Source organism: Bacteroides sp. MSK.20.12 (assembly GCF_019052435.1).
Lineage (GTDB): Bacteria > Bacteroidota > Bacteroidia > Bacteroidales > Bacteroidaceae > Bacteroides > Bacteroides xylanisolvens.
The window spans coordinates 36761-59967 of the sequence record NZ_JAHQVH010000031.1 but is presented as its reverse complement, the minus strand read 5'-3'; the positions used below and the strand labels follow the sequence as shown (position 1 = coordinate 59967).

Here is a 23207-nt window from a genome sequence, read left to right as displayed (position 1 = left end):
TTTAATCTCTTTTCATCCGGTTACAACAGACTTTTCCGTTTAGACAATGTATCGTAATTGTTCTTCAAGTCTGTCCAGTCCACTTTCTTTCTGGTGTCTATACCATTGATGTATTTTTCAATATTGGTATATCCGTCACCGTTGCAGTCCATGTTGGCGTCGGTCGGGTCATTCGGATTCAATCCGTTGGCAATTTCCCAAATATCCGGCATACCGTCGCCGTCCGAGTCTACTACCGCTTCACCTTTATATTCGGGCAGTCCGCCTACCTGACGAATATCTGTGATGATACCTTGCTTGTAAGAATCAGCCGGTAACCGTCTCTTCACGTAAGGAGAGACAAACTCCGGTGCATCTTTCGCATAAATGGCCTTTCCTGTTTGTACGGTCTTAATGACACGTGCATCTACTGCGTCACGTTTCGGAAAATTAGCTCCTACATTATCTAATACAAAGGTATAAGCTTTTTTGGTATCCATTACAGTTACCGGTGGCATTTTGAAAGCCTCGTCCGATTTAATTAGCGGCAAAAACTTTGCGGCGTCCACCTCTTCTTTAAGTTGTACGCCTCCGTCCCAGTTATCTTTTGTAACTTTGGCATTGCCATGGATAATATTTCCGTTTACGTATGCTTTTCCGAATGAAAGTGGTCTGTTTTTGTCACGTCCTGCTTCCGGTTTGAGAATACGATAAGAAATCGGTTTACCTATTGGAGTGATCGGACCGGGTTTGAAATAGTTGTTTATCATATTGTAGAAACTGTTGTGATCGCCTCCGTCTACGGAACGGTTCCACCAGTTGAAAACAACATTATTGACGAAGTTAAAGTCGCCGTCCATACCTACCGAACTGTTCCGGCTGATGTTGGAAGCAAAGAGATTACGGCAGAACATACTGTTATGCCCACCGATGGTTGCACCGAAAGCATGGTTGTAGGTATCCAATGCTTCAGAGAAAATAGAATTCTGGATGGTAATGTTTACCGTCGGAAGTTTCAGCCCGTGTCCGTCTGCCCCTCTGTTGTATACATGACGGTAGATAGACATATTTTCATCCAATCCCCAACTGGCGGAGCAATGGTCTACCATAATATTTCCAACCGCATTCCCTCCTACTGCATCATCACGGAAAGCTACGTCCTGCGCACCGCGGCGGAAGCGCATGTGACGAATCACGACATCGTGTGTATCGATCAGGAAAGATTGTCCGGTGACGCAGATACCATCTCCGGGAGCCGTTTGTCCGGCAATCGTTACATAAGGGGCACGTACACTAATCGGGCTTTTCAAACGAATCACTCCCGCTACATTGAATACAATAATACGTGCACCTCCCGTTTCGCAGGCTTCGCGCAATGTTCCGGGGCCGGAATCTTCCAGCGAAGTGACCACGATCACTTTACCTCCACGACCACCGGGAGTATACATACCTCCGCCTTCCGCGCCGGGGAAAGCCGGGATATTACTTTTTATCAAATCTTCGGGTTTGGAGGCCCAAGGCTTATAGGGACGACCTTTCTTTGCTTCTTCTAACACTGTCGGCAAAGCTTTTTCCCATGCCGCATCCGATTTCCGTTCAAACTCCGCTTCTTGTTTTGCTCCTCTTGCTTTTACCGAGTCCGGAATTACAGGATACTGGGCTGCCACAGGTAGTACACAGGCAACCAGCATCCACGCTGATAATACTTTCTTAATGTTGTTCATTCTTTCGAATCTTAATTAGGTTTCTAAAAGGACGATTAAGAAAGCATTTTGTAATCGGTTATCTCTCTCCTTTCCGCCATTCATTCATATATTCGCGAGGGGACTGATTATATTTTTTCCGGAAACACTTACTATAATATCCCGAATCCTTGAATCCGACAGCAAAAGCAATTTCGGAAACACTTAAATCCGTATTTTTAATCAGTTCGATAGATTTATTCAAACGAATCTCTTTTACCAGGTCGACGGGTGCCAGGCCAGTAAGACTCTTCAGTTTCTTAAAGAATGCCGAACGGCTCAATCCGATACCGGATGCTATGGTGTCAATGTTAAAGTCACTGTCATCCATATTTTCTTCAATGACCTGATGTATCTTTTCGAGGAACTGTACGTCTTTCTTTACCAGAAATTGTTCGTAGCTGTCTTCTTCGGTTGTCGTCTGGTTTTCCATTTGCTGACGGATTCGTTCACGGAACAGTTTCCGTTCGGCAAGCAACTGGTCGATACGTGCCAACAGATATTCCTTACTGAAAGGTTTGGTGATGTAGGCGTTCGCCCCTAAAGTGATCGCTTTGGTCTTGGCGCCTTCATCATTCTTCGCAGTCAGGATAATGACAGGGATATGACTGATTTGGAAATCTTTGCGGATGGATTGCAACATTTCAAGCCCATCCATTTCGGGCATCATCTGATCAGTTACCACAATATCCGGATGATACAGATGTACTTTCTTCAAACCTTCCACTCCGTTATTGGCAATATGGATATTGAACTTGTCTTCCAACTGAAGCTTTATCAACTGGCAAAGGTCTTTGTTATCTTCCACCAACAGAAGGGTCGGTAATGAAGCGTCGATTTCCGGTTCTTCTTCCGTACCGTCTTCGGATATGGCATTTGCAACAGGATCTTGTTCTACCGAAACAGGGGCTGTCTCCGTATCTCCCACATAGAAGTCTACTTCCGACGGGCGGTAATGTTCCTTATCCATCAGGAGTTCTACAATAAACACCGCTCCTTGTCCTTCGGGACTTTCGGCACGAATCTGTCCGTGATGCAGATTGACGATCTCTTTTGAAAGTGCCAATCCGATACCAGTGCCCTGATAATAGGAGTTTTTCGCGTTCTCTCCTTGCGAGAAGCGTTCAAAAATCTCGGTCAGTTTATTTTGTGGAATACCTACTCCGTTATCTTCCACCCGTACATAACAACGTTTACCGTCGTCTGTCAATCCGGTAGTTATATAAATACTTCCTCCGGAATGAGTGAATTTGAATGCGTTGGATATGATGTTGCGGATAACAATGCTCATTTTTTCCTTGTCCGCCCATACCATAATCGGTTCATCCGGCAACTGGAAAGTAAAACTGATCTCGTTTTCTTCGGAAAGTACCCGGAATTCTTTTTGGAAAGAAGCTATCATCTCATTAAAATCAATTAATGACACATGCAAACGCATCTTGCCGTTCTGAATCTTCCGGAAATCAAGGATCTGATTCACTAATTGCAGCATCTGATTGGTGTTCTTCTCCATCAGATCCACATATTGCAATCCTTTCGGAGAGAGCTTTTCGCGTTCTCTTAGTTCCTGTATCGGACCTTTTATCAATGTCAAAGGAGTGCGCAATTCATGGGAGATATTGGTAAAGAACTTGATTTTCATCTCTGATACCTTCTGCTCAATATAAATATCATTCTTCATTTTGAGCATGAAGAAAGCCAGGCGCAGGCTGAAATAGAGAGCTGCCAAACCTAGAATTACATAAATAAGGGTTGCCCACCAGCTCAACCACCACGGTGGAAGGATAGTAATAGCCAAGGTACAGTTGGAAACCAGCTCCGGATTGGCTTCATCTACGGTTTCTACACGGAATGTATAGTCTCCGGGAGGTACGTTGGTATAAGAAGCGATACGATTCTTTCCGTTATAATGCCATTCTTTTTCATATCCTTCGAGTATATATCGGTAAGATACCCGGTTCTGATTATAGAAATTCAATGCGGCAAATTCAATCGTGAACATGGATTGATTGTAGTTCAGTTCGATTGCTTTGGCGTATGTGATGGATTCTTTCAGAATCGGACATTCGCGGAAACTACGCAGATCGCGGTTGGAAACTTTAAAGTCAACAATACGTGTATCGTAGTTCGTATGCAATGTTTCCAGTTTGTCGGGAGAGAATGTCAGGATTCCCTGCCGGGTACCAATCCACAAATCTCCATTCAAGGTACGGAGGGCACTACCCTCTTCCAATTCCACATTCAGGAAACCGTCGTATTTGTCGTAGTTACGAAACTGTTCGGTAGCTTTATTGAAGCAAGACAAGCCAATTTCCGTTGTAAACCACAAGTTACCGTTTTTATCTTCTACGATGGACTTGACTACATCGTTATTCATTCCTTCGCGTATGCCGTATGATTTGAAAATCGGCTCACGCTTTTCTTTATCATAGCGGACTAATCTATTCAAACCGCCTCCGAATACACTTACCCAGATTTGCGAATCAGTATCTTTGTAGAGTACATAAATATCATTATCCGCTACGTTTGAATTTTCGCTGACCTGGCGGTACGTTTCAAACTGGATCTGTTCGGGGGTAGTGAAATGTCCGTCGAAAGACATCAGGCCATCCATTGTTCCTACCCAAATACGTCCGTCTTCATCTTCCGTCATGGTACGTACCTCCATATAAAGACCGTATGCAGGATATTGTTTCAAGCCATTGTATTTATGTATAAAGGTAATTGCTCCGTTCTCTTCGGAAATTAGATTCAGACCTCCTCCCAGTAATCCTACCCAAATGCGTCCCTGGCTGTCCTGATAGGTAAAGTACACATCGTTGTTACTGATAGAATTCGGATTCTTGGGGTCATTGATATAACGGGTAAAACGCAACCCGTGCGGTGAATTCATGTCCGGTTCGGCTTTGACAAGCCCGTTTCCCTTGGTGGAAAACCAAAGATTACCGTCTTTGTCTTCCATAATATGATATACGGCTCCCAGCAGATAGTTCTTATCCGAGAAGATTTGTTTCACTTGTCCGTTACGATCCAGGCGATACAGAGCTTGCCAGCGGGTTCCTACCCAAATATCCCCATTTTGCGCCTGGAAGAGAGCACGTATTCCCTGATTCCAGGAAGTCGATCTTTCGGGCACCACTGGAGATGGAGAAACTTCTGTCAGCAGTTGGAATTGCTTCTTGGGGAAATTAAGCCTGTATACTCCGCTGCTCGTAGATGCCAGCCAAAGGATGCCATCTTTATCCAGCAGAAGATAGAAGAAAAGCTGATTGGGAAGATCGTCGGAGAAAGGCTTCAATTGGTTGATACGGGTCATTTCCAGTTTCTCCCTGTCGAATAGAAGAATTTCTCCTCCCGGAGTCATAAAGAACATGCCTTGTTCGCCGGCATCCTGCATTTCAAAATTGCCGATTGCGTTCTGATTGGGGAATGTAAAACGGTGATGGCTCCTGTTCAGGGGATCATAATAGGTCAATGCCTGGTTACCCTCCTGAAACCATACCTTATCATATTTATCATAGAATATAATTCCATTGTCCTTTTCGGGGATGGTAAAGGGGAGCTTGGTCAACTGTTTGTAGCCGATATTGTACTCGTATGCTCCTTCGTTGGTGGTAATGTACATCAGACCGGATTCCGTTACCAGCAAATTAGAAACCGGCTGTTTGATTTCCGGTATCTCGTAACGGTTGACCACTCCGTTTTGCGGATCAATGCTATAAATGTGGCCTTTCTTGTCTCCCAACCATAAAAATTTAGAATTATAGGAGGCACAAGTAAACTGATCGGGGTTAGCAGATACTTTTTTCTGTATAAAGTCGGCAGGTTTGTCTTTCAGCGCTTCCCCTTTCCGTAGGGACAGAATCTGATAATCCATACCGATCCAATTGATAAATTCGGCTGTTTCGCAGAATATGTTGTGTTTCAGACGCATGTCGTACACGTTCACGTTAGGACGCGAATCATGCAATTGTTTCATCGTTATTTTACCTTCCTTGTCGGTGTACGCACGCAAAAGACTTTTATCTTTTGTCAGCAACAACACGTCGCCCTCTTCGGTCGTCTGAATTTTGATAATCTGAATGTTTTCGGAATATTCTTTCACATCGTCGTAGACGGCATGAAAGCTCTCATGCCGTTTATCGAACAGATAGAGTTTACGGTCGATAGTTTTAATCCACAGAAAACCATTCTTATCTTCTACGATACGCTGAATTTTACGCGGCGGAATATCTGTGGAATAAAAGCCGTCATGATTATCGTAGGAACGGAATTTACTTCCGTCAAAGCTACATAGTCCATACCAGGTACCAAACCAGATAAATCCGTCTTGTCCTTTTAATGTACAGTTTACGATATTATTAGGCAAACCACGTTCAGCCGTGTAGTGTTCTACAATCATATTTGGATAGGCAAAAGCATACATGCCTATCATGGATAGTAATAGTATTAGAATATTCCGTTTTCTCATTGATGGCTATAATTGGAATTAAACGTACTCAAAGATAGTCTTTTTTTTTGAATAGTGCTTTAGTAACATATAAAAAACAAGTTGGCAGGTCACCCCGCTAATCACTAATCACTAACCTGCTAATCACTTTATCGTACTATTTTTCAGTTCCAAATTCAGTCTGTTGACGTTCTACTTCATCCAACACTCGTTGGCGTTCTTCTTCTGTCAGTTGCACTTTTCCTTCAGATGATTCTTTGCTCGGGTTTACATTGAGAGTGGACGGTGTTGTCCTTTGTATTTCATAAGTCTGTTCCTCATAGCAGAAAGGAAATTCTGCAGGAACGCTTTCCAGTTCTATTTCAGTAGCTGTCGGAGCTTGAGTGCCCTCAAACTGTACGCGGGCTTTCACCTTTATTTTTCCGGCTTTCCGGGTAGAACGAATCAACACCGGAGCAGAGCCGAACTCCACCGCACGGGGATTAGCGCCAATAGTAGCATCTCCGATGATTTCTCCTTCACCTTCTACCGTGAAAACGATATTCTCTTTTGCCAGACGGCGCACATTTCCACTATCATCGGTTACTTCAGCAACTACGACGATAAAGTCGGAGCCATCAGCTATCAGGTTCACTTTTTGAGTATCTACATAAAGACGTAGTTTGGTGGAACGTCGGGAAGGCATTTTCTTTTGAGTGCATACCACTTTTCCGTCGATGATTCCTTCGGCAACCATGTTCACTTTTTGCCAGTTTTTTTGAGTATAGCTATATCCGCGTGCTTCCCAAAAGTCCCAGACATTCTCGAATATAACGGGAGCATTCGGCATGTGCCCTTTGGCATGAACCACCGGTTTCGTCCAGGTTTTCGTTCCATCATAAATAGAAAGGCGGACTGAATCACAGTTTGTGAATACAACTACGTCCTTATCGGAGAACTGTGACATTTCATGAGCAATGAATATCATCGGGCCACATTCTGTCAATGGGTGTTGGAGGCTGGCCGGCGACTGGCTGCGAAATACTTCATACGCATATTTCTTCTGACGGAAAGCATCATAAATACCGCCCCAATAAGGATCCGGATGGTAACCACGCTGATGGTCGAACGGATGCCATTGGGCGCCACCGATAAATAAACCGGTCGTGCGGTACATCTCGTCATAGCTCTTTGCCAAGGACATAGCCTGTACCAGTAACGGGCGTTCTCCCCAACTGCGGCTGGCACGGTTATTATTGTTGTGAGCATACCAGTCGTCTACATTCTCCCCGAATTCACGGGTAAAGATACATTGCTCTGGCTTGTCTTCCTTTTCATCATCACCCGGCCAGCCATAAACAACGTCATAATGCTCTTTCACTCCGGCCGAATGGACATCGGCAGCAGCTACCGGACGTCCCGGATAGGGATATTCTTCTTTGGTAATCTCAAGAGCTTTCAAGGCAAAATCGAGCGGATAGCGGGTTTCATTCAAGATGGGTTCCCACATCAATACGGAAGGGTGATTACGGTCACGACGAATCATTTCGCGGGTATTCTGATGAACCAACTCCCCGAATTTCGGGTCTTTGTTCCAGTACTGCCATCCCGGAGTAGCGACAATCACGAACAAACCGAGCTCGTCACAGGCATCCATAAAGGCAGGGTCTTGGGGATAGTGGGCTACCCTAATAATGGTACATCCGGCATCACGCAGACGTTTGGCGTCACGCCATTGCTGTGAGTTCGGCAAAGCATTGCCTACGTATGCAAAATCCTGATGGCGATTGGCTCCTACCAGTTGCCCGAAAGGTTTGCCATTCAGCCAGAATCCGTCTTTACCACGGAATTCTGCCAGACGAATACCGACACGGGTAATGCCTCCGTCAATGGATTTATTTCCTTTTTTAATACGTGATTGTACCCTATATAAATAAGGTGTATCCGGTGACCAAAGAGTAGGATTCTTTACTTCCATCTGTTGACGGATGGATTTTTTCTCTCCTGGCTTTAAAGAAAGTTTTCCTGAACTGCGTTTGATTACTTTTCCATCCGCGTCTGTCAAAGTCGTTTCTACAGTGACTGACTCGGAACGGGCGTCGTCATTCTGAACTTCGGTGTTTACATATACCTGCGCACTCTTTTTACTGATCTTATCAAAATGAACGAATACACCTCCACCGCCAACGATTTGTGAATCAATAGCGTCAGTAATAGCTACCGGAGATTTGGCAATCATCCATACATCACGATAAATGCCACCATGATAAGCAAAGTCTAATGTATATTGACGTTTTCCGGGAGGATAGGATTTGTCATCACTGTTGTCCGTGAAAACAGCGAGCAGACAGGAGTCTCCGGCTTGTACGCCATTGGCGGTCAAGTCTAAAGTAAAAGGCAGATAACCTCCCAGATGTTCCTGGATGCGTTTACCATTCAGATAAAGAATCTGTTTGCCCATAGCTGCTTCAAAATGAAGCACTACCCGTTTCCCTTTTGTTTCGGCGGGGAGGACAAAGTGTTTACGGTACCAAGCCGGTCCCTGATAATTGCGGCATCCACTTCCTTCGGCCGGCATCAACTCTACGGTATGAGGGGTGGAAACGACATTCCAGGAACGGTCATCGAAGTTTACCGCTTCTGCTCCCCGGACATCGCCTCTGAAAAAGCGCCATCCCGGATTGAAATTATAGACTTGTCGCCCGCTACCGGGAAGCTGGATGAATCCGGCAACCGATGTCTCGGGACGGTAAGTTTCTGTAGCCTGCCCTTTTTCTATCAAGGAAAATAGCAACAGAAAAGCTGATAAGATGATAAATGGTCTTTTATTCATAATTCTTTATTTATATATTTCATTCGTTAAATGGGAATTTATCGGTTAAAATGGGAATTTTGCAGTTAAATGAGAATTTATCGGTTAGGCTGAAAGCCTTACAATTATATATTTATTGGGATGCCCTGAAAGGGCTTAATTATATAGCGTAGGGCAACGCCCTACGAAAAAAACACACCAGCCACAAGCCCTGAAAGGGCGGAACCGTATACAATTATGCCCTTTCAGGGCGCAAATTCAGATTGTCGTTTTTACGTAGGGCGTTGCCCTACGCTATATAATTAAGCCCTTTCAGGGCACTCCGCAAAATTATCATTTTTCCTTTTCAATCATTATAACAATATCCTTTTTTCTACTTTCCGGTAAAACTTTCAAGTCCGTCACTTTTCCGTTTTTGAGAGTGGCTTCTACTGTTGTTTCGCCCGGAGCATGAAGTTTGAAATGTACGTTCCATTCTTTCGGCCATGCCGGGAAAAGGAGTATTTGTTCTCCATTGGTTTGCAATAGCATTTCCTGAAGTCCTATCATGCCGCTACCTCCCCAGTTGTGATCGGGTGTCCAATCATATCCCGGTCCCCAAAATGCGGGGAAACGATGCGGTCCATTCGATAATTTGGCTAAAGATAGTTTCTTTGCTTCTTCGGTCAGGCCTAAACAGGCAGCCCATATATTATCTTGTTTCCATCCGGTATGCGAACGGAACTTGATGGCATCCGGGTCATAAAAGTAGGTATTACGGGCTATATCCAGATCCTCCTTTCCTACTCCATAAATACGCCATGGAAACACTGGATAAAGTTGTGGCGTTTCAACATTATTAATTCGTTCCCAACTTACGGCGGGCGAAATTGTTTGCTTCAAGACCGGAGCAATAGTCGGATTCAACGTATCTTTTATTTCTATGTATCGCAATGGAATCGGAGGTATTGCTTTTAGCATCTCCTCTTTCTTTCCGTATGTTTCTAATACCACTTTCAGGGCGGCGATGGTGCTGCTTGCGTTATTGGTCATCTTATATGTCTCACAAGCAGAACCCGGGAAAAGAATCAGATGTCCGTTGCCATCCAACGCTTTCCGTCCCCGGCGGGAAGCTAGTTGCCGGTAATGTTCGTCGAAGAATGTCAGCGAACTTTCGATCAGAGGTAAATAAGGGGTAATATCAGCATTTGCATAGTTCTTTGTTTCCAATATCATTTGGCAGAATTCAAGAACCGTATCCCATTCATATTCCAGCCAGGCATTATATTCCAATCCTTTGTCAAACCAGTCCGGTCGTTTGAAACCATATTCTGCGGGGTTCGGCAAACCGAAATTTTCGATCTGCTCGCTAAAGCAGGCTCCATCATGTTGCCAATATATACGGCTTCGCAGTTCTGCATTTTTCAACATGCGGTTATAAAAATCAAACTGGGAAGGCATCATATCAAAGTCTCCGCTTTTCAGCATCGGCCAGTATACTAAACGTTGATTCTGTGCAGTCATCGTACCACCTCCCCATTTCCGGTAGTCGGGAGTAAAAGATTGTTTTTCATCGACATGGCAAGGATCAAAGGTAAATAGTCCGCCATTGAATTTAGTCGGTACGCTGCCATAAGCATTACATCCCAGCATATAGCGGAAAAGGGTGTAGTTTCTAGTTATTTCTTTTGCTTCCCCTTCTGCTTCGATAAAACTGCGTTGCCAAAAGGAATTCCACCACGAACGTGTCTGTTTTTTATCCTGTATGATAGTTTTCGATGAAACTTTGCCTTTGGGGACTATTCTTTGTAAAGCAGTTTGTAGTCCCTGCTCCCATTCTTCTATTGTTTCTGTCTGGTCTGTATGTAACACAATACAGATATGTTCTTTCCGGGCTGCTTTGGAAGAACGAAACTTCCAGGCACGATAGTCTGTGCCGGCATATACATCATCCGCAGTGCCTGCAAATTCTAAGTTTTCGCCAAAAAGAGTTCCTCCGAAAGTCAAGTTTTTCAAAGGATTCATCATTTGAGATTTGACTTCGTTCATTCCTTGTTGAGCTACAACTACATCAAAAACGGTCTGTTCGGGATTGCGATGATAAAACAGAAGTTGGTTCCTCTTTATTGAAGTCCTATTTGTTTCAGCCTTTCCTGTTGAATCAGTAATTTTGTCTAAAGAAATAAAGTCGGCCTCCGTCACAGTACCTTTCGGGGGAGCCCATTTGTAGGAACACTGTTGCCCCTCTCCTTTTCTGACAGGTCGTTCCTGATAGCGCCAATTTTCATAAAAGACTTCAGTCTGCAACGGTTGTGCATTTGTTACCTCTACATGTATAATCGGATGAAAAACATCTACCCAAAATTGTATCTGTGTGTTTCCTGCCGCGATTTCTACATATCCGTCTTTCAGCTTCAACTCCTGACGAAAATCTTTAGCGTCTTTGAAAGGATTGGGCGACAGGCGGAGACGTACACGCCCTTGTTTTAACTGGCAGTTTTTTTCGTCGAATGTGCCGCTACGGCTCACATAGAACATAACATCACCGTCTTCTACCCATATATTCATCCCGATATCTCCACCGCCACAGGGCATAGATTCAGAAGAATTACGACTGGGAGTATTCCAAATGACATTGGCATGCTGACTCCAAAGAGCCGACACGCCAACAAACAGTATGGTTATAATCAGATAAAATCTCTTCATATATTTTTCATATTTTACCTTGTCTATTTACGATTACCAATCATCCGAACGAAAAGACCCTAAAGGCAATCCGTCACAATATACATCTCCTTCCACATAGTTTTCAAAACAATATCGAACAGCTACCGGGTGCGGTACTTTATCGCTTTTCACCAGCATCTTACTACGTTCTATCCATGCTTTAGCCGGATAAAAAGCTTTATCTTCGCCAGCTACCTGAAAGTTTTTCGATTCGAAACAGTTCTTGCCGCTGATCCACATATTGGCACGTTCGAAACTGACAACTACGGTATCGTTCTTTATTTCAATGCTTTTATAATAAGGACTTTCGCCATTCACGCCTTCCACTCCATACGTTTTAGTTAAAGCCAGAAGTGCCAGACGTTCACCTGCAACCTGTTTCTTTGCGGGATGAATACCTTTTTTCATTCCTGCATCCAGTAATACAGCCATACCGCTGTTAGCTACACGATGTTCAACTTTTGCCTGTGCCTCCCGGAGATATGCCGAATTTATCACTTCCTTTCCTTTTTCGGTAATAATCCCGTAATCATACGGAGCTATCTGGCAATAATAGAAAGGAAAATCTCCCTGTTTCCATTCGGCACGCCAACCGTTAATCAATCGGGTAAACATATCAGCATACGTATGGGCACGATTCCAGTTATCTTCACCCTGATACCAAATCACTCCTTTCATGGTCATACCGATTAACGGATGTAACATACCGTTATAAAGCACGGTCGGAGTACGGTTTTTAGATTTTATGTCGGCTTCTGTTTGAGGAATCTTCGCTTCCGGGAAGGCTTTCAGCCAGTCTGCTGTCATCCATGCTTCACAGGCGGAACCACCCCAGGCTGCTACAACTAACCCAACCGGAACATCTAATATTTCATTTACCAGTCTCCCGAAATAATAGGCTGTTGCACTGAATTCACGGACACTAACCGGATTGGCTTCTTTCCAGGAACCGATAACGTCATTCTGCGGAGTGAATGTAGAAGTACGTTTCACCGTAAACAGACGGATTTGCGGATTCTTGCTGTGAAGAATGTCCATATTGGCATTTTCTACCGGTTGGTTTTTGAAGCCTTTCATCGGCATTTCCATATTACTTTGTCCGGAACAAAGCCAAAGTTCGCCTATCAGAATATTATTCAGTGTCTTTTGGGTTCCATCATCAAAGGTCACAGTATAAGGGCCTCCAGCTTCGGGAGTAGCTACTGTCAGTTTCCATGCCCCATTTTTATCTGCTGTTGCTGCATATTGTTTTCCATTCCAACTAGTGGTCACTGTTACTTTTTTATAAGGAGTCGCCGTCCCCCAAAGGTTTGCATTGGTCTGTTGCTGCATCACCATGCCATCAGAAAAAATAGCCGGTAGCTTTACTTCTGCGTGTGTTGACAGGCAGGCAGCAAGCAGAAAACCTGCCAACATTGCACCTGTTTTAATAATTGAACTTTTCATACTTTAGCTATATTATAATGAATTGGGCACGGATTACATGGATTGCGCTGTTACTTTATGTAATACGATTCTCATAAACCGTGTAATCCGCGTAATCCGTGCCTTAAAAATCTATTTTATTCTGTGGTAGAAAAACTCAAAGGTCCGAGTAATCCTGCCGGAAGCAGCGTTTTCTCTGCCCTGCGATATTTTGCATTAGTCCAAATGCCATCAAACGGCGCTTTTCCTTCATCAGCTCCTGCCAGTGCATTCGCCCATGTATTTGTAACCTCTATTTCAAGCTCATTAATTCCTTTTTTCAAGGCACCTGTAATATCTGCACGATAAGGAGCTGTCCAGATTGTGCCACAATCTACACCATTCACACGAACAGTTGCCAAATTATAAACTGTTCCCAGATTCAGATAAATCTGTTGGTCTTTATTCGGTTTATTTTTCCAGCGAAAAGTGGTTTTATAGGTCGCTGTCCCCGAATAATAACGTATCTGTTCGTCCGATTCTTGGCTCCAGTCGAAGAGTTTTTTTCGTGTGAGCGTTTTTTTGTTAGCTGCAAAAGTTATAGTATATTCCTTTGCTTCCAACGCTATGTTTAAAGGCTCTTTGGCTGTATCTTTTTTCTCCTTTTGCAGTTGGAGAGAGGATTCTCCATAGCCTTCATGTACTCCCTCCGCAGGATATACGATGAATACGGACTCGTTAGGAGCCAATGTGAGAGTAACTTCCGTCCGGTTTCCGTTGATACGATAGGAAGGATGAATATTCATCTCACCCGTCACCGGGTTCCAACATTCCGGTTTCTTACCGTTAATACGCATACTTGCAGTAAACGTGCGTGTTTCGTCCTTTTGGTTGGCGACGAAATAGAGTTCACCAAGTTCGCCACGACGATGCGTCCAGGCAATATCTTCCGGCACAATCATGTCACGTTCCAAGCCATACACGGAAAAATCTTCTTCTGTATATGGTAAAGAAGGAACCAAAATGCCAGCTTCTTTTAGTTCATTGATTTTCTTCTGCACTTCCGATGACAATACAGGTTTGGGATTCATTGGACGCGAAAGAGGCAGTACCAATACTTTATAACTTGCTCCACCCGGCAACGTTATTCGTCCATTTTCTGCTTTCGCCAAACGAAGGATTGCATCTTTATTAAAACTATCATATGCATATCCACGAAGCGGATTCACCCATTTCTCCGGATCAGCCATGTTAGCTGAATGGGTAACACCTACCGGACGTACACGTAAAGGCTGTCCCTCATTGGCCAGACGGATGCGTTCACTTTCCACTCGTTCCGCACCGAAGATTCCCGGCAGAGAGGGAACTAATCGTTCCGGTAATATCGAACGCCTCGGAACTTCTTCACCTGTAAAGACTGCGATGTCTGTTACCGGATGCCCATATTGCAACAACGACTGGCAACGGGTAGCATATTCGGAAAAGGCTTTTGCCCCTTTATCCCACCAGGTCTGATCCCGTTGGAAGAAAAGTCCGATGCCATCCAATGTCATGCCGGGTTTGCGGTCCAGCCAGGGATTATGTACATATACATGGTAGAAAAGACGGTTGATTCCTAATGCATAATTACGATCCAACAAGGCTTTCAACATTCCGGGGTATTCATCCCACGTGCCACGCACTTCGGTGAATCCTTCAGCCTGAATAATATTCTTTCCGTAGATATGCGCTCCGCTAATAGCATCGAGCATATCATTCGGTTTGTCATGTGTGGGACTGTTCAACCAAAATTCACCCATCGGAAGATCTACTTTTTGATAATGTAGTAGACCATCGCTTACCATCGTCGGAGCTACACATTCTGCCGAGAATTGGCAATCATATTCTTTCGCACAGTCCGCCAATACCTGATAGAACACATCTACGACGAGTTCTGATATGGTAGTACGTACGTCTCGCAGAATCTTTTCACTTTGTTCGACACTTTCCATCGGAATACCTGCCAATAGAGGTAGATAAGGCATCAAATCGTAGCCACGACGTTTCTGAAATTCAATAGCGAAACGTTTATTCCAGTTTTGGCTGCCACATTCCCAACTGTCGACATGCATATATTTCAGTACGCGACGAGCTATTTCGGGATTGGTCTTTACAAATGCCTGCGCAAACCAGTTATCGAATTGCTTCCGTACCGTTTTCGGGTTAAACTTATCACATTCCAATCCTTTTCCACCTCCCGCTGTCGCATTGGTATGCCCGGTAGCTGTATGTCCCATGCGAAGTAATTTCCATTTTCCTTTGGGGAGAGTGGCGGTCAATGTTTTTCCATTCAAATGACCGGTATATTGCTCTGTCAGATTGATGACTTGTGAAAGTGAATAGCAATCCTGTTCCCCGACTTCCTCTTCTTTAGTCGCTTGAGCAACACGCCATACCAGTCCGGCTTTTCCTTCCCACTGGTTCAGACGGGCTTCCCGATGCAGGCGTAATTCTTTTATTTTCAGATTGGGCTTCCATTTGGCAGCATCCATATCTTCACTTCCCGGTTCGCTCCCTTCAGGAGTCCAGTAGAAACGGAAGAAACGGGCGGTAGTCGGAGGAATACTATGAGTTGAATTCTCATCCGTATTCTGCCATCCCTGACGGGCAGGGACCAACTGCTTAACCAAACGATAATTCACTCCATCATCACTGGCCATTACTTTCAAGCGGTGTGCCTGATAATTATTACCATTTAAAACGATTTCAATATTCCGACAAGTGAAGGGTTGTTCGTATTCATACTGGATATAGCAGGGATATGAAGAACGGATCACTCCCGCCGCATCCATATTCACTGTTTGAGGTGCTTTTATATTTCCTGTCGTGGCTAGATTGACACAGGTAATTTTTGCCTGCATCTCGTCCGCTGCGTCTTTTACCGGCAAAGCGAATAATGCAATATCTTCATAATAGTTTTCATAGGCTTCCGGTTGTGGCAAGCAAATAGCCATCAACTTTCCTCCGTTTACAATCGTATCGCTCCAAACCACTTTCTGCATAGATTCTTCAGGAGTAATCCAAGGGCCTCCCGCCAATGCGAAACCATCACAGATGTGCATTCCCAATTTCAGTCCCAAACGATCTGCTTCTTCCATGCTGAAACGCACCATCTCCCACCATTCGGGAGTTAGCTGCTGCGCCTTGCCATCGTATTGGGCGCCTTCATGAATACCTTTAATCGGCATCAGATAAGTACCTCCTAATCCGGCACGTTTCATTGCCTCCAAATCGGCTGTAATCCCTTCTTTAGACACGGCACCATACATCCAATACCAAAAAGTCCAGGGTTTTGCTTCATCGGAAGGACTTAAGAATTGATCGCGAAGCGAGCGTGTTTGCTGTGCATCGGCAGGGCATACGGCTGTCCATGCTAATAGAGAAAGTGCAAATATTCGTTGTTTCAGTCGGCTTTTCATTCCAGTCTATATTTTTACTTATAGATAAGACGAAAAACATTCTGTTTTGTACTCACTGTATTTTCCTGACTCAAATTAAATTAAGCTATTTAATTTGTCTGATAGAATTGAAACGATAGTTTATCTATCTCTTCTGTAATAGTTCTTCAAACACTTCAAATACCCTTGAATATGAAGTGTGCGGATTGTTTATATCAATGGAGATGCTACGTGCATGATTTATGGCAGATTCTAGCTTTTCTTTGAGTTGGAGATATAAGTTGTTCTTTGAAAAATACTCAATGCTTTTTTCGTACTTTTCAAGACGACCATTCTTTTTCAACTCTGTAATTACTTCGTCACAGTTACGAAACTGCCGGTCGGTAAAGACAAAGTGTAATAATAGCCAAAATTCAAAGGCAGGATTACTTTCTATGAAATAAATCTCATTTTTGTATGCCTTGATGCATGATGACTTCTCTTTATCATAGGCTTGTTTACGTACATTATCAGCATTGATATAATCCATATCAATCAAGCAAAAAACGACATCAAATTCTTTCGCTAATAGCGATTGAGCTTTCGTTATGATATCACTGTAGTCAGGATGTTTGGGTTTATCAGGTTTTAGGGTAACATTGAACTTCTTCAATAAGTCCTTTTCAACATTACGAAATCCATCAAAATAGAAAAACTCTGTGATTCCTTCACCGATAATCGCATAAGATTTCCGAATTTCTTTTATTCTTTTTTCGCGTGCCATACTTATCGTTTTTTAGAAATAAAAATACCGCCCAGCGTTGGTTTGGCGCCAAATTTCCCTGCATTATATGCATTGAGAAACGAAACGCCATTGCGGATATTGAAGTCATCAAGTGAAAACAGGTCTGTTGAACCATCATCCTTTTTTTCTGTAAACCAGACTACATCTTTACGTAAATCCTCGGTGTCTAATGATTGAAGATTATGCGTACTGAAAATCAGCTGCGAATAAGTCGAATTAACCAAAAATAAGTTGATGAAATGGGCAAATAAATCCGGATGCAGCGAATTCTCAAGTTCATCAACAGGTATGATAGCATTTCTTTCAAGCAATATATTCAGAATAGTTCCCAAACCATAATAGCGCATTGTTCCTGCTGATTCAAGTATATCAGGCAGGTAATGAACAGAAGATGTTCCATTGGCTACAATCGTATGTTCAAATATCAAATCCGTATCTTTTTTATTTTTCTCATTTTGTTGAACATCAAAACCGGATATATTAAAATCTGCACGGTGCAGTAAATCTAATAAAAAGGATTTATTCTCCTTCTCTGCTTCCATTTCTCCTGTTGTCCATGTTTTCAAATCCGTTTGGGGCAAGAGTATAGGCAACCACTGCTTCAAGAAATAGTTATAGACACGTTCTAATTCAGGAAACATAAAGTTAGCTGTAGCATAAGCTGAAACAACACTCATATTACTAAGCGTATTTACCTGCAACTTTTCCTGCTCGGCCACATTGAGTTTGACTTTGCTTCCTAATCGGATATGAGTGATTCCATTAATGGTCTCTCGGGAGAAAATTTCGGCTGGTTGCTTACCAGGATAATATTTAAGTGTTTCTTTTAGGACAGCACTATTATCTACTTCAAGATAATAGAGATGCTTCATATTGTTTACAAAAAAAGTCAATTCAAATACTCCACATTCTTTCTTTGTCGTATCATCCAAGAGAAACGGAGTAAACCCGATAGGCTGCATCTTGTTTATCTTAGGCGAAATGGCTATTTTTCGTATGAAATCAAGTGCTAGCAATACGTTAGTCTTTCCTGAAGCATTAGCTCCATAGAGGATACCGAGTTTTAATACTTTCGTATCGTTGATAGTGGTACAGTAATATTCTTCTGAAATCTTATCTGCAGAGGCTTCAAAACTTAATATCTGCCAATCCTTAGCTGATCTGAAATTTCTAAATTTAAACTCTAAAATCATACTCCAATATATTAAAAATGCGACTATTTTGCAAATATAGCATTTTAAGCTATTTATTCCACATTTTAATCTATTCTTTTTTAGCTATAAAAAAAGGTGCACCTCCTTTCCTACTCTTGGAAGAAGGTGCACCACACAAACAAAACAAACAATAGACGACCTTCACAGGCGGTATTTCATATATAACTCAACTAATTATAAATCAATTTCATTTTTAACATAAATTCTCTCCCTGTATTCAGACGGAGTCATACCGGTATGTTCACGAAAGAATCTTGTCATAACAGAGTTCGACTGGAAGTTCGTGCGTGAGGCCACTTCTTTTATTTCAAGGTCAGAATCCCGTAAAAGAGCCTTTATTTCAAGAAGGGAGTAATCTATAATCCAGTCTTTTGCCGAACGACCGCTCATATCTGTAATTACCATTGTAAGATGCTTGGCGGACACACACATCTTTTTCGCATAAAACGCAACATCCCGACTTACGGTATGAAATTCGATCACCAAACAAAAAAAGTCGAATAAAAGTTTTTCCTTACGGGTGTATTTTACTAATTCGGCAGCTTTCGGATTTCTTTTATAAGCCACATATATATCCCAGTAGAAAACACGTAATAACTGCATGATAGACTCCCGTCTGAATAAGTTGCGGGGTAAGTTGATACGAAAAATCAAAATATTGCAAAAGTGAATGAAACGTTGGCACTCTTCATCGTATAGCGGAGTGCTGAAATTTTTCCGCATATAGAAAAAGAAATCAAGCGTAGGTATACATATCCCGCTTATTGTATCCATAAACAGGCTTTTGGGTACTTTTAGAAACGTCATTGAAAAGTCACTGCTAATCTCCGTGACAGAAGCCAGCTGAAAAGGGAAAATGACTACCAGATCATTGGAAACAATCCGTCGTTTATTACCAAAAACATTGAATAACGCACTTCCTCCCGTGCATATCCCATTTATCCCTTCTTCAAGATACATAGGATTTTCATCAAGAGGTAAATCGTCAATTTTAGTATAGACGTTAAACTCTTCTGTTTCCAATATATTATCGAATACTTTATCCTGCTTATATGGCTGGTTCTTTTCCATGGACTGCTATTTATCAATTATGTTGTTTGCCGTTATTTTTATCATACGGATGTCAGTCGTGCCATTTCGATTGAGCAAACTGTACCACCAAAGATATGGGAAAGATGTATAAAAAACTTTCTTTATCTTTCATCAAAATCATCAGTGCCAGGAAATATTCACCTTCATTAATATCAGGAACTGTCATATAAATCTTATCGTCCGAATATTTATGGATATCGCCACATTCTATTAACATTCTGTCATTTACGGAAGAGACAAGGTATAGATTGGTACTTTCCCATGTCAGCATATCCAGATTGTGACCGGTGATAACAATGGGAGCTTCCGGTGTAATGTTCCCATTACGCCTTTCATTTGAAGGATCATATATTTCTTTGATGACAGGAAACGGCGCTCCTTCAATCATTAATATTTCGGCTTTTATCGTTTTCATTTGATTGATCAGTTATTTTGTATCTTTTGTAAATGAATGAGCAAACTTATATTTCTATTCTATGGAATATCCCGGATGCAACGGAGATAATACTCCTTCTTTTCTTTATCGGAGTAACCTGTATTTAGCCCGTATCCTGTCATTTTATCATCAGCATATAATCGCATTGACCATGCATCTTTAGAATCTCCTCCTTTCTCCGTTGCAGACCAGTAATAAGTAAGATCTTTGGGGGAAAGAGCGAATGGTTGAAAACCGGTTGTTTCTTGAGTCTCCTCCATTTTTTTATAAAAAAGCAAAATCAATGCACATTCCCCACGCGTAGGTACCCGCCAAGTTCCAGTTTCATCCAGACCATCTTTCCCGCGATATGCGGCACATCCCCTGGTAACTGCAAAACTGGGAGTCGAATAAACGTTGCTGTTGGCACTAGTAAGATATCCGTTTGCCGTAGCCCAATCCATCGTTTGTGCTTTTGCTATTCCTTCGCTATTTACAATATCAGGTGAAACGAGAAAGTAACCGGACACCTTCCAGTCACATCCTCCTTCTTTTTGCCTCTCTGTATGCCGTGTCGTTCGGTATACAAAGACATCATTACCGTTTTCATCTTTTTCCTCTTGGGGATTATCATTCGAATCGTATTTATATAACTGAATATAGCTGCGGAAGTTGGTATTTTTGCTCCGGTCCTCCACCTTGTATTTCACCATTCCTTTATCATTGATTGCCGCATATTTATTCCCTCTTAAATCTGTATATATTTCTGTCGATTGAGAATATACTTTTAGTGGAATAAAAAACACAATACAAAATTTTATGACTGTTAATCTAAATATATTCATACTTCTTTTTCAATTTATATTGTTAAATTCTTATGGTCAATATGGAGTATCAGAAGGGGGAGGCACATCCCTGACACATCTATCTGAACCGGAGGTTCTTTCTGGAGTCGTAAGCTTACCACCGGAAGCAGTTAAGAAATAACAATAATTATAGGATGGTGTTATAAACTCTGTTGTCGAGGTTCCACCCCCAAGCCCCGGTAGAGCAGCCGCGCAAAGCCCTAACAACTGGTTTGACGCGGGAAGATACCATTTGAACTCTTCCTCATCAATTATCCCATTCCCGTTCTCATCTCTGTTTCTGTCATAACACGCTCTTGCGCTAAAAGTACTGGCAGGGTATTGATATTGATACAATAACACATGTCCGGACGCATCTTTCTGTGGAATCGGGACATAAGCGTCAACCCAATTTTGATTGTAAGTATTTTCCGCCAAATGCCGGGTCGCCGTTTTACCATTATCCATATTGTCTGTTCCATAGAGTAATTCTGCCGTTTTGATTCTCGCATAGCCAGTTCTTATAGTTCCCGGATTCACATCTGCCAATAACCGGGATGTAGTTCGTGAAGACATTCTAGTGTATACTAACCCCATATTGTAACTTCCATCCCCGTTTCTCTCTCCTCCTAAACGTCCAAGGTAAATTGCCGCCCGCTGGTCTAAACGAAATATATGTGAAGTTTGCAATGCCTCTCCCGCATCTCCATTTGTCGTGGTAGTTACTTTAATATATAAGGATCGTTTTCCTTTCGTAGCATCTGCACCGGGATCAGGAAAGTTCCCCTCTCCGTCATTAATATATTCATCATTATATAGATAAAACTTCAATTGAGTAGGGAGTATGGTGCTAGCCTTGATATATGTATCCAAAGGTTCTTTAGCATTATTATACGCATCTGTGTAATTGGAAGAAGAAGACAGGCGAAGCCAACTCTGTGTGGGATGTTGGGTACAGCTTTTATCTGTATATACACCCACTTCCACCATCCGTCCTTGAGTCTGGACAACTATCGGTCGGACCTCATAAGCTGCATCCAGATCGTATTTCTCACTAGAAGCGTTGTATGTAGCATCGAATTTACCTCCAATGACTTCCGCGTTATAACTGGCGTGAAACTCCACATACTGGCTGACAGAGTATGCCCTGATTCGCTCGTCGTTTTTCGCCGAGTTTATGTCCGCATTAATGGTGGTACGCAAATTATAAAAATGATTGGGTTCCACATCGAAGTTATTTGTATTATTATTTCCGATATACATTTGGTAAATTGCATACTCGCCAGTTGCCGATGTCAAGGTAGAATATGCCCATGCCTCTATCTGCATACCCAATATGGGGGCACTACCCGATGATACCCCATTGACCACTTTGTAATAGCGTTGGTTTTCACTTGCTATGCTTTCTACCGTCCCCTGACAATTCTGCGCAACATACCACGTTGCCGAATAGAAACCATTGGGATCGGGGGTATCAAATTTATCTATCTCAAACGTGACATAAGTATCCGTACCGGTATTCTTCTCGGGATTGGTGAGCCGCACTTTGCTGTTGACATTCAGTAATTTAAGACCCTGCAATTTGTAATTTTCCACTTCGAGTTTATAACGGAACGTAATGCGTGCCATCAACTTCTTTATTGCAATACCTCCCACAAAGCCGGCCGGTTTGTTATATTCTACCAAACCATGGTCACCTCCGTCGATGTCCATAACAGTGATACCCGACACTTCTCCGGCAAGCGGCACTTCATCATCTGCGGTGATAAGTGATTGGGTATGCCCTTCTACATTTATTAGATAATCAAAGCTCCATTTTTTGAGTTCATCAAGAGTTCTCACTTCACTCATGTCATAGTCAAGTTTGGGGCCTAAGACTAATAGGTATAAGGTTTGATTCTCTGCTACTACAAGGGGGACATCTATTGTCAACATATCATTTATAGCAGTCGCCGTATCACTCAACTTATGGGGATTACCATTCATGGAACCATCCTCATTAAACTGGAAAAGCCAGAGATTGTGTAATTTTGTCGTGCCATCGGAAACTCTGGTAGTTGCCGCACGTTGTTCTCGCTCCAATACGACTGTGAAGGATGAATCAGAGCTGCTTTCATTTCTCAAGAATGGCTTAACAGTAGTATATTCACTTGTCGATGTTGGTTCTTCGATAGGCGGAAGACTGACATTCAAACTAACCATAACCACTTTTCCTGTAGCATTTCCCGGACCGAACTCATTCAGGCCGTCTTTTGTACACCCTGTAAATGCCAGTGAAAACAAAACAATGCAAACTGCCCGAAAATACGTCTTATCATTGTTTTTTATTCTCATATTATATCTGCTTA

Annotated in this window: 12 protein-coding genes; all 12 read right to left on the bottom strand. The window is 42.6% G+C overall.

Features of this window, described 5'->3' with window-relative positions; translation table 11 throughout:
* Positions 1-20: 20 nt before the first annotated feature.
* On the bottom strand, positions 21-1703 hold the full coding sequence (locus KTR06_RS16185) for a polysaccharide lyase (RefSeq protein ID WP_008775700.1): 1683 nt from the start codon (positions 1701-1703) through the stop codon (positions 21-23).
* Positions 1704-1761: 58 nt separating this feature from the next.
* A complete protein-coding gene (locus KTR06_RS16180; protein WP_368660604.1) occupies positions 1762-6192 on the bottom strand; it encodes a two-component regulator propeller domain-containing protein in 4431 nt (1476 codons plus the stop codon).
* A gap of 136 nt (positions 6193-6328) precedes the next feature.
* Positions 6329-8983, bottom strand: a complete 2655-nt coding sequence (locus KTR06_RS16175; RefSeq protein ID WP_217290567.1) for a glycoside hydrolase family 2 protein — start codon at positions 8981-8983, stop codon at positions 6329-6331.
* A 312-nt stretch (positions 8984-9295) separates the two neighbouring features.
* Positions 9296-11647: a DUF5703 domain-containing protein gene (locus KTR06_RS16170; protein ID WP_217290566.1), complete on the bottom strand. Its 2352-nt coding sequence runs from the start codon at positions 11645-11647 to the stop codon at positions 9296-9298.
* A gap of 33 nt (positions 11648-11680) precedes the next feature.
* Entirely contained in the window at positions 11681-13114 is a 1434-nt protein-coding gene (locus KTR06_RS16165; protein ID WP_217290565.1) for a sialate O-acetylesterase, read from the bottom strand.
* 116 nt (positions 13115-13230) lie between these two features.
* A complete protein-coding gene (locus KTR06_RS16160) occupies positions 13231-16530 on the bottom strand; it encodes a glycosyl hydrolase (RefSeq protein WP_217290564.1) in 3300 nt (1099 codons plus the stop codon).
* 124 nt (positions 16531-16654) lie between these two features.
* Complete coding sequence (locus tag KTR06_RS16155) at positions 16655-17272, bottom strand: RloB family protein (RefSeq protein WP_004325954.1); 618 nt, start codon at positions 17270-17272, stop codon at positions 16655-16657.
* Between the two features lie 2 nt (positions 17273-17274).
* On the bottom strand, positions 17275-18486 hold the full coding sequence (locus KTR06_RS16150; protein WP_008022265.1) for an ATP/GTP-binding protein: 1212 nt from the start codon (positions 18484-18486) through the stop codon (positions 17275-17277).
* A gap of 195 nt (positions 18487-18681) precedes the next feature.
* On the bottom strand, positions 18682-19578 hold the full coding sequence (locus KTR06_RS16145; protein WP_022198993.1) for a helix-turn-helix domain-containing protein: 897 nt from the start codon (positions 19576-19578) through the stop codon (positions 18682-18684).
* A gap of 52 nt (positions 19579-19630) precedes the next feature.
* Complete coding sequence (locus KTR06_RS16140; protein ID WP_004310750.1) at positions 19631-20014, bottom strand: DUF4469 domain-containing protein; 384 nt, start codon at positions 20012-20014, stop codon at positions 19631-19633.
* Between the two features lie 59 nt (positions 20015-20073).
* Complete coding sequence (locus KTR06_RS16135) at positions 20074-20820, bottom strand: hypothetical protein (RefSeq protein ID WP_225489945.1); 747 nt, start codon at positions 20818-20820, stop codon at positions 20074-20076.
* Positions 20821-20895: 75 nt separating this feature from the next.
* Positions 20896-23193, bottom strand: coding sequence for a DUF4906 domain-containing protein (locus KTR06_RS16130; protein ID WP_217290563.1), 2298 nt, complete (start codon positions 23191-23193; stop codon positions 20896-20898).
* Positions 23194-23207: the final 14 nt, after the last annotated feature.